Source organism: Winogradskyella eximia (genome assembly GCF_003386165.1).
Lineage (GTDB): Bacteria > Bacteroidota > Bacteroidia > Flavobacteriales > Flavobacteriaceae > Winogradskyella > Winogradskyella eximia.
Window position 1 is genome coordinate 99,694 of record NZ_QRDV01000002.1, and the last position, 13,101, is coordinate 112,794.

At 33.3% G+C, this 13,101-nt stretch carries 12 protein-coding genes; 7 read left to right on the forward strand and 5 right to left on the reverse strand.

The window, feature by feature from the left end:
* Positions 1-44 precede the first annotated feature (44 nt).
* The 5 genes from DFQ10_RS06160 to DFQ10_RS06180 all read right to left on the reverse strand — a co-directional run bounded on the left by DFQ10_RS06160 (position 45) and on the right by DFQ10_RS06180 (position 4,228).
* Positions 45-773, reverse strand: coding sequence for a LytR/AlgR family response regulator transcription factor (locus DFQ10_RS06160; RefSeq protein ID WP_115816531.1), 729 nt, complete (start codon positions 771-773; stop codon positions 45-47).
* Positions 754-1,803, reverse strand: a complete 1,050-nt coding sequence (locus tag DFQ10_RS06165) for a sensor histidine kinase (RefSeq protein WP_115816532.1) — start codon at positions 1,801-1,803, stop codon at positions 754-756. Before DFQ10_RS06165 ends, DFQ10_RS06160 begins: the two co-directional genes overlap by 20 nt.
* A gap of 23 nt (positions 1,804-1,826) precedes the next feature.
* Complete coding sequence (locus DFQ10_RS06170; RefSeq protein ID WP_115816533.1) at positions 1,827-2,180, reverse strand: DUF4907 domain-containing protein; 354 nt, start codon at positions 2,178-2,180, stop codon at positions 1,827-1,829.
* Positions 2,181-2,319: 139 nt separating this feature from the next.
* Complete coding sequence (locus DFQ10_RS06175; protein ID WP_181897592.1) at positions 2,320-3,318, reverse strand: Kelch repeat-containing protein; 999 nt, start codon at positions 3,316-3,318, stop codon at positions 2,320-2,322.
* A 10-nt stretch (positions 3,319-3,328) separates the two neighbouring features.
* On the reverse strand, positions 3,329-4,228 hold the full coding sequence (locus DFQ10_RS06180; RefSeq protein ID WP_115816535.1) for a hypothetical protein: 900 nt from the start codon (positions 4,226-4,228) through the stop codon (positions 3,329-3,331).
* A gap of 214 nt (positions 4,229-4,442) precedes the next feature.
* Between DFQ10_RS06180 and DFQ10_RS06185 the strand changes: the two genes are divergently transcribed.
* The 7 genes from DFQ10_RS06185 to DFQ10_RS06215 all read left to right on the forward strand — a co-directional run bounded on the left by DFQ10_RS06185 (position 4,443) and on the right by DFQ10_RS06215 (position 13,033).
* Positions 4,443-5,741, forward strand: coding sequence for a DUF4270 family protein (locus tag DFQ10_RS06185; protein ID WP_115816536.1), 1,299 nt, complete (start codon positions 4,443-4,445; stop codon positions 5,739-5,741).
* The gene (locus DFQ10_RS06190; RefSeq protein ID WP_115816537.1) at positions 5,734-6,969 is read left to right on the forward strand and encodes a PorV/PorQ family protein; all 1,236 of its coding nucleotides are present in this window, start codon (positions 5,734-5,736) and stop codon (positions 6,967-6,969) included. The genes DFQ10_RS06185 and DFQ10_RS06190 overlap by 8 nt, the downstream gene beginning before the upstream one ends.
* A gap of 116 nt (positions 6,970-7,085) precedes the next feature.
* Positions 7,086-8,414, forward strand: a complete 1,329-nt coding sequence (locus DFQ10_RS06195; RefSeq protein WP_115816538.1) for a TolC family protein — start codon at positions 7,086-7,088, stop codon at positions 8,412-8,414.
* An 11-nt stretch (positions 8,415-8,425) separates the two neighbouring features.
* Positions 8,426-9,631 (forward strand): efflux RND transporter periplasmic adaptor subunit, encoded by a 1,206-nt coding sequence (locus tag DFQ10_RS06200; protein ID WP_115816539.1) that lies wholly within the window; start codon positions 8,426-8,428, stop codon positions 9,629-9,631.
* A 6-nt stretch (positions 9,632-9,637) separates the two neighbouring features.
* Positions 9,638-10,381, forward strand: a complete 744-nt coding sequence (locus DFQ10_RS06205) for an ABC transporter ATP-binding protein (RefSeq protein WP_115816540.1) — start codon at positions 9,638-9,640, stop codon at positions 10,379-10,381.
* 89 nt (positions 10,382-10,470) lie between these two features.
* Complete coding sequence (locus DFQ10_RS06210; protein ID WP_115816541.1) at positions 10,471-11,691, forward strand: ABC transporter permease; 1,221 nt, start codon at positions 10,471-10,473, stop codon at positions 11,689-11,691.
* Positions 11,692-11,731: 40 nt separating this feature from the next.
* On the forward strand, positions 11,732-13,033 hold the full coding sequence (locus DFQ10_RS06215) for an Lcl C-terminal domain-containing protein (RefSeq protein ID WP_115816542.1): 1,302 nt from the start codon (positions 11,732-11,734) through the stop codon (positions 13,031-13,033).
* Positions 13,034-13,101: the final 68 nt, after the last annotated feature.

Here is a 13,101-nt window from a genome sequence, read left to right on the forward strand (position 1 = left end):
ATGATGAAAGAAATTAAGAAATAGGTAATAGAATAAGAGTGAGTCTATATGTTTAATCTGCTATATACCATGGATTTGTAGCTTTCTCCTATGGGTATTCTTTCGTCTTTAATAATAATTCTATTTTTTTGAATGGAAGATATTTTATTAACATTAACGACAAAAGAACGATGCACTCTCACAAATGTATTTTCTGGTAATTTTGCCTGCATTTCTTTAAAGCTCATTAATGTTAGAATGGGTTTAGAGTCTTCTGAATGTATCTTTAAATAGTCTTTTAATCCCTGAATGTGCTTTATTTTTTTGATATCTATTTTTAAATTTTCATATTCAGATTTTACAAAAATGAACTCATCTTCATGAGGAGAGGATTCACCTGCCGCAGACGAAACATTAAAGGATGTATTAATAGAGCTTAATCTTATCATTTCTTTCACACGATTAACAGCTTTTAAGAAGCGTGGAAAAGGAATAGGCTTCACTAAATAATCTATGGCATTTAAATCAAAACCTTCTAAAGCATATTCTGGATAAGCCGTTGTAAAGATAAAATGTGGTTGTTTTCCTTCTAATGATTTTATCAGTTCAATTCCCGAAATATTTGGCATTTCAATGTCTGAAAACACCAAATCTATTGGGTTGTTATTTATAAAATCTAAAGCTTCAATAGCGTTTGTAAATGTCTTTATGACTTCAACTTTGGTTAAGGCTTGGCAATAAGATTCTATAATGTCAATTGCTAAAGGCTCATCATCAATTATTATGCACTTCATTATCCTTTAAATTTATGGTTAAATTAACTTTATAGTTAGATTTATCTTCTTCTATAATTAAATCATGATTCTTATTATATAAATGAATCAATTGGTTTTTGATATTAGGTAAACCTACTCCCGAATTTTTTTCGTCTCGTCTATATAAGCCAATGATATTTTCTACTTTAAGAATCAATTTGTGGTCTAGAACTTCAATTTTTATATCAATGTGGGTATTTCCTTGATAGTCTGTTCCGTACTTAAACGCATTTTCAATAAAGGAAATTAGTAATAAAGGATATATTTTTAAGTTTCTTGTTTCACCTTTTATGTTAAGTTTAACAGCCTCAGAATTTTTTAGTCTTAAACGTTGTAAAGCGATGTAGTTTTTTATGTAATTGATTTCCTTTTCTAAAGGTACTTGTTCTGTGCCAGCTTCGTAAAGCATGTATCGCATCAATTCTGATAATGTAATTACAGCTTCTGGAGCATCATTAGATTTGCTTCTTACCAAAGAATAAATACTATTTAAGGAATTGAATAAAAAGTGAGGATTGAGTTGATTTCTTAAAAATTGTAGTTTAATTTCTTTTTGCTCATTTTCCATTATTTTAGACTCTCGATCTCTTTTGTAAAAGTCAACGACTAAACTAAATATACCACCTAATAGAAATACAGTTAAAGAAAACACAATAGGAATAGCATGTCGTATTCCAAAAGGACCTGCTGGCATATTCAAAGGTCTATGTATTCTCCTAAATTCATTAACTACAGTGTTTGCAACTAACTCTTCACTGACATAATTATAGAGCACTAAAAAAGCAATAGAAATTACGATGTATAAAAATAATTTTCGTCTCAATAAAAAGTATGGAACAAAAACAAGGTAATTGGCATAAAATAGAATAGGACGCATTGCCTGCCTAAAGTATAAGTCTGTAGGGATTTTACCTAAATCAATGTAAGCAGTAAGTAACGGAAATATACTAATACATATCCATACTATAATATGTACTGTGAGTTCTTTATAAGAGATTTGCTTTATCAAATTTCAATTTTTAATGGTGCAAATTAGATTTTTTCAAAATATATATGATGACTATTAAGATCCTTTTGGCTAATTACAGGGACTAAGTTTTGTGAAAGTTTGCTAACCACAAGTTTTCCTATTTTTTCGGCATCTGTTTTGGTTTTGAAAACCTGTTTTCCTTTTACTGCAGGAATATATTCTTGACGAATAAATAATTCATCATTCGTATAGATTTCGTAAATCCAAAAACTATCCTTTTCTTTAATCTGCAATGCATATTCCGTTGTAGCTAATTCAATCTCTTCCGTTTTTATGTTTTGAACATAAAAAAATAGAATGGTGAGCATAGCAATTATAAAAAAAACTGAGAGGTAAGTATCTTTTTTTTTCATCATGTTTTGTTTTAAAAAAGAGCCAGGAATTATAAAGGATATCTATAATATCCTGACTCTAGGGTTGGTTATTAACTAGGTGTCTATTCAAATTAATAACCCATCAATCAATAATCAATCAATCTAAACAAATCTTAATATTTTAATTGTCGTCATCATCTTGAGCTTGTGTAGGGAAGAATTCCATATTGTCATCCAAGTACAATGTTCCATTTCTTCCTAAGGCTACAAAAGCACGCTCTCCATTACCAAAAGCAATAGCATCTCTTCTAGCATAAAGTTCAAATTCTGTACGTTCTACCCATTCTTCACTCAAAGGAGTGTATTCATATACGGTATTTGTACTTCCGCCATAATCACCACAAACAATGTAGCCTTTGCCGTTTATTGTAAATGCGACTGCATTAGATCTTTTTACGTAATCATCATCATCTGTGTCAATATCTTCTAGTTCTGTCCAAGTTTCAGTGTCTAAGTTAAATACCCAAAAATCTTCTTCATAAACACCGTTACTGATACCTGTTCCTAAATAAACATCAGAACCAATTGTAAATGTGACGCCATCTTTTCTTTTGTCACCTCCAAAGCCATAAATTTCACTCCAAGAATCAGAAGTTGGATCGTATTTCCAGAAATCTTTTTTATCACTACCATCATAACCTGTACCTACGTAACCAGCTGCATCAGAACCAAAACCAACGGTTCCGTATCTTGCTGAACCACCAAAATCTGCAATTTGTGTCCAACTATTGGTAGACGCATTGTACTTGTAAAAATCAGATAGTTCGTCGTTAGTATCTCCATTGTAACCTGTACCCATATAACCTTCGTTATTTATAACAAAAGTCACGGCAGAACTTCTTGCAACTCCTGGTAAATCTGATAATTGTTGCCAAGAGTTGGTATCCATGTTATAGCTCCAAAAATCTTTGTAATAATCGTCACCATCATAACCAGTTCCCATATATCCAATATTACCAATAGTAAAAGCTGAGGATCCACTACGAGCTTCTTCATTAAAACTAGATTTCTTTACCCAGTTACCTAAGATGTCATCATCGTCGTCGTCATTATTACAATTATAAAACACCAAAAGAATGGCACTAAAACACAGCAGTTTTAAGGTTGATTTGTTATTCATTTTTCTCATTTTACTTATTATTTATGTTTAAACTAATTCCGATATTTAGTGATAGAGATCCATTAGAATCAAAATCATAAATGGTATGGTCGTTGTGTTCTAAACTCAATTCGCTTGCCATTAAATAACCGACGTTAAAATAGGATGACCAATTACTATCAAATTGAAACTTATAACCAAGCGATACTTTTAGTGCTTTAAACTCTAATTTTGAATCATACAATAGGTTATCACTATATAGATCAAGTGCAGATGTATTATGCGCATAAATAGATTCTGGCTGTGCAGTAAAATCGATAGTGCTTTGTGTATTAATTTTATAGAAGGCTCCAGAAAGCGGAAAACCTATTTCGTATCTCAATTTTTCATTAACGTTACTAGAGTACGAGATCAAAGGGTAAAAGCTAGGTTTCCCAAATAATGAACCATAACCAGCACCTAATTTTATATGCGACTTTAGACCTTCTTTATCCCAACTTTTTATAAAATTTACCGAATAGCTTAATATAAAATCTTCACTTGTTATATTATCGTTTAATGTGGAAGACAAATATGGAGCGAAGGTTAAATCTAAGTTCCAATTGTTTATTAATGCTTTTTTATAGGTTGCAAAAACTTCTAGATGGTGTAATTCTTCAAATCCACTGAAATTATAATAGGTCTCATAGTCATCAAAATCTAGACTTCTATTGGTGTAATTGACACCAAAACCAATAGCTGATTGGTCCAATATAGAGGTGAAATCTATGTTTACGGCTTTATTATTAAATTGAACATCACTTATTCCAGGATATATCTCATATTCTAGTGCCACCAAATCTTTTACATCTGTTGTAGAAAACATCTTTTGTCCATAAGACACAAAAGAGGCTAGGCTAAAGGCTAAATATTGTATTGTTTTTTTACTCATCGAGTACGAACATACTACCTCAAACTTTTACTATAATTATGAAATAGACCTACATACTTTTTTTGTAGACCAACACGGTGTTTTAGTCTATAAAAACTACATACCATTCTTATAGCATAAATTGTCCTATTTGTAGATAAATAGCAGGTCTAGGTATATTTTACTTTTTATTAGGTTAAATGGGTAGTTGATTTGTGGAAATTCTATAAATCAAATGTTTAAATCCTATCTAAAATTATTTTCGGCAATTGTTATTTTAATGGTTTCCATTTCTTGTTCTACAGACACTACAGAAGAGAGTCTTATCGCTGGTGAAGACTTCACCAGTACTAATATTAGAGTCTTATCAATAGATACTTTTTCAGTTCAATTTTCTACCATGAAGTTTGATTCTATAACTACATCAGACAGCAGTAGGTTGTTAATAGGAAAGTACGCAGATGATGATATGGGCATTGTGAATTCTTCAGCTTATATGCAGCTAAATACATATTATTATGATTTAGATAACGAGGCTGTTTTGGATAGTGTAGGTTTAGTTCTTGGCTATGACACTTATTATTACAATGACACCACACAAGTTGCAACGCTTAACATCCATAAGTTAACCAACAAAATGAGTACTGATGATACGTATTTCTATAATACCACAGAGACAGCTTATGAAACAACACCATTGATGAGTCATTCTTATGTGCCTTCACCTAATAAAGATTCCCTTTTTGTAAAGCTACCTTACACATTTGGAGAAGAATTATTTAATGACATTAGAGACAATAATATTACAGATGAAGAGTCTTTATATCAAAAATTAAAAGGATTAACCATTCAGCCAGGTACTGATGATAATGGATCTATTATTGGCTTTTCTACAGCTAGTGAAGACACATATCTTCGATTTTTTTATACCATTCCAGATGAATTAGAAAGTGAAGAATACACTTATGATATATCCATAAGTAGCTATTACAATAATATAAAATCTGATGTCACTGGTTTGCCATTAGAGGTCATTACAGATCAAGAGTATAATTTAAGTTCTTCCGCAAGTGATGGCATTAGTTATAACCAAGCAGGTATTGGCTACGTGACAAAAATTGAATTTCCTACACTAAAAAACATCTATGATATAAGTACTGAAGGCACCATTTTAGACGCCATACTTTATATAGAGCCAAATACGGCTTCACATTCTGATATTCAGCCATTAAGCGAAGAATTATTACTCTACACTATAGATCAAAATAATGATTTAGCGAGTCAGATTACTAATACTACAGATGTTGTTACAGGCTTATTGACCAGTGAAGATGCAGAATTTAATGATAAAATATATACCATTCCTGTTATTGATTTTGTAGATCAAAAATTAAATGAGACTACGGATACTGAAGATGCCCTTATTTTAATTTCAAGTGATTATAATTCAACAATAAATAAAATAATTTTTAACGACAGTGAGCGCTCTAATTATAAAACCAAACTAATAATAACCTATGCTATATATGAATAAATTGAAATACATTATGGTTTCCGCCACGTTATTAGGGCTATTTGGACATTCGCAATCTAATAATTTAACAGGATCTCCGTATTCACTTTTTGGTCTAGGAGTAGAAAGCAATTCTGGAACAGGTAGAAATAGTGGACTTGGAAAAACAGGGATTGCTTTAGATGGAAATTATGGTATAAATCTGTACAATCCAGCGTCGTTTGCGACATTAAATTCAGATGAATTTATTCTAGACTTTGGAGGTACTGGTGAGTTTGCTAATTTATCTGGAGGTGATTTAAGTGAAAACAAATCAGTATATAACTTTACTAATGTGTCTTTTGGGTTTAATATAGATGGAAAATATGGTATTGTACTAACCCTAAAGCCTGCAACTAGCGTTGGCTATGAATTGGTAGGGTTACAAAGTAATATTGAAGGTAGTAATGAGCAATTCACAACTAATATTCAAGGTTCTGGTGGATTAAATGAACTGAGATTAGACTATGGCAGAAAAATTAATAACAACCTAAATGTTGGTGTAAAAGCATCACATTTATTCGGAACTATTAAGGAGAGTGAATCTATACTTACTACAAACAGTTACCTCGATGTTACTGAAGAAAATTACTATAGTGGAGCACAACTTGGTTTGGGTTTACAGTACAAATTACTAGAGAAGCATAACTTTGGATTTACAGTAGATTTTCCTACCGTTTTAAAGGGCACAAAAGACGTTGTAATTGGTAAATATTCAAATGGTGCGTATTCTATACTTGAAGAAACCGAAGACGAAAGAATCGATAATTTTTATTTACCCTTAAAACTGGGTTTTGGCTACAGCACAAAGATTAAAAATCTACTCTTAACAGCAGATTATAATAAAAGCTTTTGGTCTACCACAAACCAATCTGATGCTATTGGAAGTTATACCGATCAAGATATTTATGGTTTAGGTGCCTCTTATACTATTAATCCTTCGAGTAAAAAATACTGGAAACGTATAGATTATAGAATGGGCTTAAATTATAACTCTGGTTATCTAAAAGTAGATGATACCAATATAGATACTTATGCTGCAACTTTTGGTTTAGGTTTGCCAGTGGGTAAACGTTCTAAATTAAATGTATCATATATGCTCAGTAAAAAAGGAACCACAGATAGCATTCTTATTGAAGAATATGTGAATACCATTAGTCTTAATATTTCATTATCCGATTTATGGTTTCAAAAACGAAAGTATCAATAATTTCTCATCGATAGAATACCACAATTCATATAGTGAATTAGGGCAAACGTCTATTGCGTTATATTAAGATAGGATAGCGTTTCATCTTTGTAGTGTAAAATTAAATACACTCAAAAATGAAACGTTTTTTTATAATCATAACGCTACTAACTACTCAAGTGATCTTATCACAAGAGAGCAATGCTGAAACATCTAAACTTTGGACTTTAGAAGACTGTCTTCAGTATGCGTTAGAAAACAATATCACCATAAAAGATGCAGCCTTAAATTACGATCAAGCGGCTGTAGAATTCAGTAAGGCAAAATCATCTAGATTACCAAACCTCTACGGTACAGCCTCTGAAACATTTTCTAATGGGAATTCTATTGATCCAATTACAAGCGATTATGTTACGGATCAAATTTACAGTACTAATGTGAGTCTTAATAGTTCTGTAACCTTGTTTCAAGGGAATCAGATTAATAATCAAATTGCTCAAAACGAATTATTACTGAATCAAAGTGTCTTTTTAGAAGAAGAAACTAAAAATAATATCATAGTAAGTATTCTAGAAAACTATTTGCAAATTTTATACGCTAAAGAAGGCATTACAATAGCAGAAAACAATTTAAGTGCTTCAGAAAAAGAAGTAGAGCGAGCTAAAGCAAGATTAGATGCTGGGACAATTGCTTTAAGCGATTACACAGAAGCGCAGAGTCAAGCAGCCACCAATAAATATGCGATTATTACAGCTAAAAATACCTATCAACAATACATTATAGCGTTAAAACAATTACTAGAGTTAAACCCTACTCAAGATATAGAAATTGAAACATTAAGTAACGATGTAGACTATATTACACTAGAACTCGATAAAATAGCGATATACAATAAGGCATTAGGTATTCTACCTGAAGTTAATGCGAGTAAGATAGGAGTAGAGGTCAGTGAAAAAGATTTAGACATTGCTAAAGGAGCGTACTTACCAAGTTTATCGCTAGTGAGTAGTTTGGGATCTGGATACACAAGTGTCAATGATAATAACTTCTCAGATCAGTTTAATGTGAATTTTAATCAACGTGTCGGACTGTCTTTAAACATTCCAATTTTTAACAGAAACCAAACAAAAGCAGCAGTACAATCGGCACAGATTAATATTGAAAAAGCACAAATCAATCAGCAACTGACAGAAAAAGAAGTGTATAAAAAAGTAGAAACCGCTTATCAAAATGCAGTGTCTGCACAAGAACAGCTTATCGCAGCAGAAGCATCTCAAACAGCGGCAGAACAATCCTATAAACTAGCACAAAAGAAATACGAATTAGGAGGTTTAAGCACTACTGATTTAGTGATAAGTCAAAACACATTTACCAATGCGCAACAAAACTATTTACAAGCTAAATATTTAAGCATTCTATATCATCAATTATTACAATTTTATCAAGGAAACACTATTAAACTTTAATAAAAATCATCATGAAAAAAAATAAGAAAACTATAATCATAACCAGTATTGCAGTTCTAGTAATTGCCTTTGCAAGCTACACTTTCTTAAAGGGTGACGATGCTATGGTTATCGAAGCTAAAACAATAGTGGCAAAAAAAGCAGACGTCACCACAATGGTTACTGCAACCGGAACCATTGAACCAATTACACAAGTGGAAGTTGGGACACAAGTATCTGGTGTTGTAGAAAAAATATATGTAGACTATAACAGTGTGGTTACCGAAGGACAGCTCATTGCAGAATTGGATAAAACCAATCTTAATGCCGCTAAAACTCAAGCACAAGCAGCTTATGATAATGCCATAAGCCAAAGAAACTACATGAAAACGATTTACGACAGACAAAAAACATTGTTTGACAATCAGGTGATTAGTAAATCCGATTTTGATGATGCCAACTATAATTATCAAACCGCGAAAGGAACAGTAACACAGCGTTATTCTGATTTGCAACAGGCCAGAACAAATTTAGAATATGCTAATATTTACTCGCCTATAGATGGTGTGGTATTGTCTAGAGCCATTGACGAAGGGCAAACCGTAGCAGCAAGTTTAAGCACACCAACCTTATTTACCATTGCACAAGACTTAAAAGAAATGCAAGTGGAAGCAGATGTGGATGAAGCTGATATCGGGCAAGTAATAGAAGGACAACGTGTAGAATTTACAGTAGATGCCTACCTAGGAGAGACCTTTGAAGGTGAAGTAACACAAGTGCGTTTAGATCCAACGGTTACTTCAAATGTTGTAACATATACCGTTGTCATTAAGGCACATAATCCAGACTTAAAACTAAAACCAGGATTAACAGCAACCATCTCTATTTACACTTTAGAATTAAGTGATGTATTAACGGCAGAAGCCAAAGCCATCAATTTTAAACCTGAAAGAGAAATACTAGCTGCATATAATCAACAACACCAGTTAGAGGGCAGTACTAGTCAACAATCTAAAGAAGAAACGACACTTTGGGTATTAGAAAGCAATGGAGCCATAACACCGAAAACTGTAACTCTTGGAGCTAGTGATGGTGTAAATGTACAGATCGTTAGCGGAATATCTAAAGGTGATCAACTCGTTTACAGTTTAAAAGAGGTAGCAAAATCAGAAGCGAGTACGGCAGCTAAAAGCGAAAGTCCTTTTATGCCACAACGTCCAGGAGGTAAGAAAAAATAAAGAATCATGAGCAAAGCAATCATAAAAATTGAAGATTTAAAACGAGAGTTTACCATGGGCACCGAAACGGTACATGCGCTAAGAGGTATTTCGTTTGATATTAAAGAAGGAGAATTTGTGACCATCATGGGATCGAGTGGATCGGGTAAAAGTACCATGCTCAACATCTTAGGGTGCTTAGACCAACCCACTTCTGGAACTTATGAAATTGATGGTGTACGTGTAAAAGACCTCAGCAGAAATGAATTAGCAACCATCAGAAACGAAAAGATTGGGTTCATTTTTCAATCCTATAATTTGTTAGCAAGAACATCCGCTATTGAAAATGTAGAATTACCCTTGTTATACAATAGTAAAGTATCTACAGAAGAACGTAGAAAACGTGCTATTGAAGCCTTAGAAAAAGTAGGTTTAGGTGAACGTTTGCATCATACACCGTCACAGCTTTCTGGTGGACAACAACAGCGTGTAGCCATTGCGAGATCTTTAGTGAATAATCCAGTGATGATATTAGCAGATGAAGCCACAGGAAACTTAGATACACGTACCTCGTACGAGATTATGTCCTTATTTCAAGAATTAAACAAGCAAGGTATTACCATCACGTTTGTAACGCACGAACCTGATATTGCAACATTTAGCAGCAGAACTATTGTATTAAAAGATGGAGAAGTAATGCAAGATTATAACAATCATAATGTGCAATCTGCAGCAAACGAATTAGCCAAATTACCTAAACAAGATGATTAATTATGAAATGCCATATCAAAATTCCAATAGGTACTTACATGTAATTGTGGCATTCCATTTGACCTTAAAAAATTAATAAATATAAACAGATGAGACTATTAAATTTATTTAAAATCGCAACTAAAGCCATCGTTCTTAATAAAACAAGAACGTTGTTAACCATGTTAGGTATCATCATTGGTGTGGCATCGGTTATCGCTATGTTGGCTATAGGCGAAGGGTCTAAAGAAAGTATTCGTACTACCATTTCAGCAATGGGTTCTAATATGATTACTGTTAAAGCAGGAGCAGATACGCGAGGAGGCGTAAGACAAGAAGCTAGTGTTATGGAGTCACTTACATTAAGTGATTATAAAGCCATTAAAAAACAAGCAACATTATTAAGTTATAGTACACCAGTAGTAGAAGGTAAAGGTCAAGTTATCAACGGATCTAACAACTGGCCGTCTTCTATCTACGGCGTAAATCCGGAGTACTTAAATATTAAAGTGGTCGATTTACAAAGCGGAAGTATGTTTACCGATGCCGAAGTCCAAACGGCCGCAAAAGTGGCTTTAATTGGTCAAACCGTTGTAGATAATGTATTTCCTGATGGTGAAGAACCGGTCGGACAAATGATTCGTTTCAACAATATTCCATTCAAAGTGATTGGAGTATTAGAAGAAAAAGGAGAAAACACCTTTGGACAAGATCAAGACGATGTTGTTATCGCTCCATACACCACAGTGCAGAAACGTATTTTAGCTATTACACATTTAAATCAGATTATGGCATCTGCAGTTAGTGAAGAAGAAGCTCCAAATGCTGTTTTAGAAGTGTCCCAAATTTTACGTGAGCAACATAAACTAATGGATACCGAAGACGATGATTTTCATGTGCGATCTATGGAAGAATTAATTTCAACGTTTAGTTCAACCAGTGAAATGTTAACGATTCTATTAGTGGCTGTAGCAAGTATTTCATTATTGATTGGAGGTATTGGTATTATGAACATTATGTATGTTTCGGTAAAAGAACGTACTAAAGAGATTGGTTTGCGTATGGCAGTTGGTGCCAAAGGAGCTGATATTTTAATGCAATTTTTAATTGAAGCTATTTTAATAAGTATAACAGGAGGTGTACTTGGAGTCATCTTAGGATTAGGAGCCACCGTTTTTATTGAGAAATTCTTAAATTGGCCTACAAGTGTTGCACTATATTCTATCGTTATTTCTTTTGCGGTATGTGCAGTAACCGGTATCTTTTTTGGGTGGTATCCAGCAAGAAAAGCATCGGCTTTAGATCCAATTACAGCTTTACGTTACGAGTAATAAGAACATTTAAGGTTATCTGAATATAAAAACAGTAATTATGAAAACATTTAAAAATAATTCGATTTTAATAGCATCAGTAGCAATACTGCTTGTCTTTACATTGCAAGCATGTAAAAAAGAAAACAAGAACGCTAAAGCAGTTAGCAATAAGCAAAACAATTACGTACAAATAGCAACAGGTCAAGTAAATTTATACGATGAAGATGGAAATGTGGTTTCAAATTTAAAACCAAGCGATTCATTGTATGGTCAAGATGCCAACTATTTAAAAGGTAAAAAAATGGCGTTTCAAAAAAATGAAGATGGCATCACTACAGATTTAAATACAGGCTTAATGTGGCAAGAAATCCCTACAGCAGAAGGTTTTGATAGGAAAGACGCTAAAGCCTATTGTGAAAACTTAGAGCTTGGTGGTTACGACGATTGGAGAATGCCAACAGCTAAAGAATTATATTCTATTAGTGATTTTAACAAAGGTTGGCCTTATATCGATACCACTTATTTTTCACTTGTAAATAATACCCATGTGGATAAAAGTGAACAGTATTGGACAAGCAATAAATACCTTGGTCATACAGAAGAAGGTCAATACGCAGCTGCTTTTGGTGTAAATCATGCCACAGGACATATTAAAGCCTATGCTGGAGAAGAACCTAAAGACCTAAAAGACAGAAAAGGACCACCTCCAGGTAGTCAAAATTCACAAGGACAAGAAAGACCAGAAGGTGACGAAGAAGGACAACGACCTCCTCCTGCTGGAGTAGGAGAAAGACCAATGGGCAATCCGATGTTAAAACATGTGCGTGCAGTTCGCGGTCAGGTTTATGGAGTTAATGATTTTCAAGATAATGGTGACGAAACCATAACGGATAAAGCATCAGGTTTAATGTGGTCTAAAAACGATAGTGAACAAGGTTTAGACTGGAAAAATGCACTGTACTATGCAGAACATGCAACTTTGGCTGGTTATTCAGATTGGCGTTTGCCTAACGTAAAAGAGCTTCAAGGTATTGTTAATTATGATTTTGCTCCAGATGCTGAAGATGCAAAACAAGACGGACCTGCTATTGATTCTATTTTTAAGACTTCTGAAATCACTAATGAAAATGGTGATAAGGATTATCCGTATTATTGGACAAGTACATCGGCTAGATTTCAAAAAGGTAAACCCTATTACTACGCATGGTATGTGGCGTTTGGGAGAGCCGTGAACAATGAAGGCTTAGATTTTCATGGTGCTGGAGCTGTTAGATTTGATACAAAGCACGAAAACGGACCAGCAAGTGAAGGTGGAGAACGTTATTATAATTATATTCGTTTGGTGAGAAATGTAGAGTAGAATAGGATAAAAGAATAAACAAAATGCATAAAAATAAAAACATAACAATCTTTTTACATTTGCTAGTG

Excerpts from the sequence above, each read along its gene's own strand:
- DFQ10_RS06215 (WP_115816542.1), top strand. The coding sequence starts at position 11,732 with ATGAAAACATTTAAAAATAATTCGATTTTAATAGCATCAGTAGCAATA.
- DFQ10_RS06185 (WP_115816536.1), top strand. The coding sequence starts at position 4,443 with ATGTTTAAATCCTATCTAAAATTATTTTCGGCAATTGTTATTTTAATG.
- DFQ10_RS06195 (WP_115816538.1), top strand. The coding sequence starts at position 7,086 with ATGAAACGTTTTTTTATAATCATAACGCTACTAACTACTCAAGTGATC.
- DFQ10_RS06200 (WP_115816539.1), top strand. The coding sequence starts at position 8,426 with ATGAAAAAAAATAAGAAAACTATAATCATAACCAGTATTGCAGTTCTA.
- DFQ10_RS06160 (WP_115816531.1), bottom strand. The coding sequence starts at position 773 with ATGAAGTGCATAATAATTGATGATGAGCCTTTAGCAATTGACATTATA.
- DFQ10_RS06175 (WP_181897592.1), bottom strand. The coding sequence starts at position 3,318 with ATGAATAACAAATCAACCTTAAAACTGCTGTGTTTTAGTGCCATTCTT.
- DFQ10_RS06170 (WP_115816533.1), bottom strand. The coding sequence starts at position 2,180 with ATGATGAAAAAAAAAGATACTTACCTCTCAGTTTTTTTTATAATTGCT.
- DFQ10_RS06190 (WP_115816537.1), top strand. The coding sequence starts at position 5,734 with ATGAATAAATTGAAATACATTATGGTTTCCGCCACGTTATTAGGGCTA.
- DFQ10_RS06205 (WP_115816540.1), top strand. The coding sequence starts at position 9,638 with ATGAGCAAAGCAATCATAAAAATTGAAGATTTAAAACGAGAGTTTACC.
- DFQ10_RS06180 (WP_115816535.1), bottom strand. The coding sequence starts at position 4,228 with ATGAGTAAAAAAACAATACAATATTTAGCCTTTAGCCTAGCCTCTTTT.
- DFQ10_RS06210 (WP_115816541.1), top strand. The coding sequence starts at position 10,471 with ATGAGACTATTAAATTTATTTAAAATCGCAACTAAAGCCATCGTTCTT.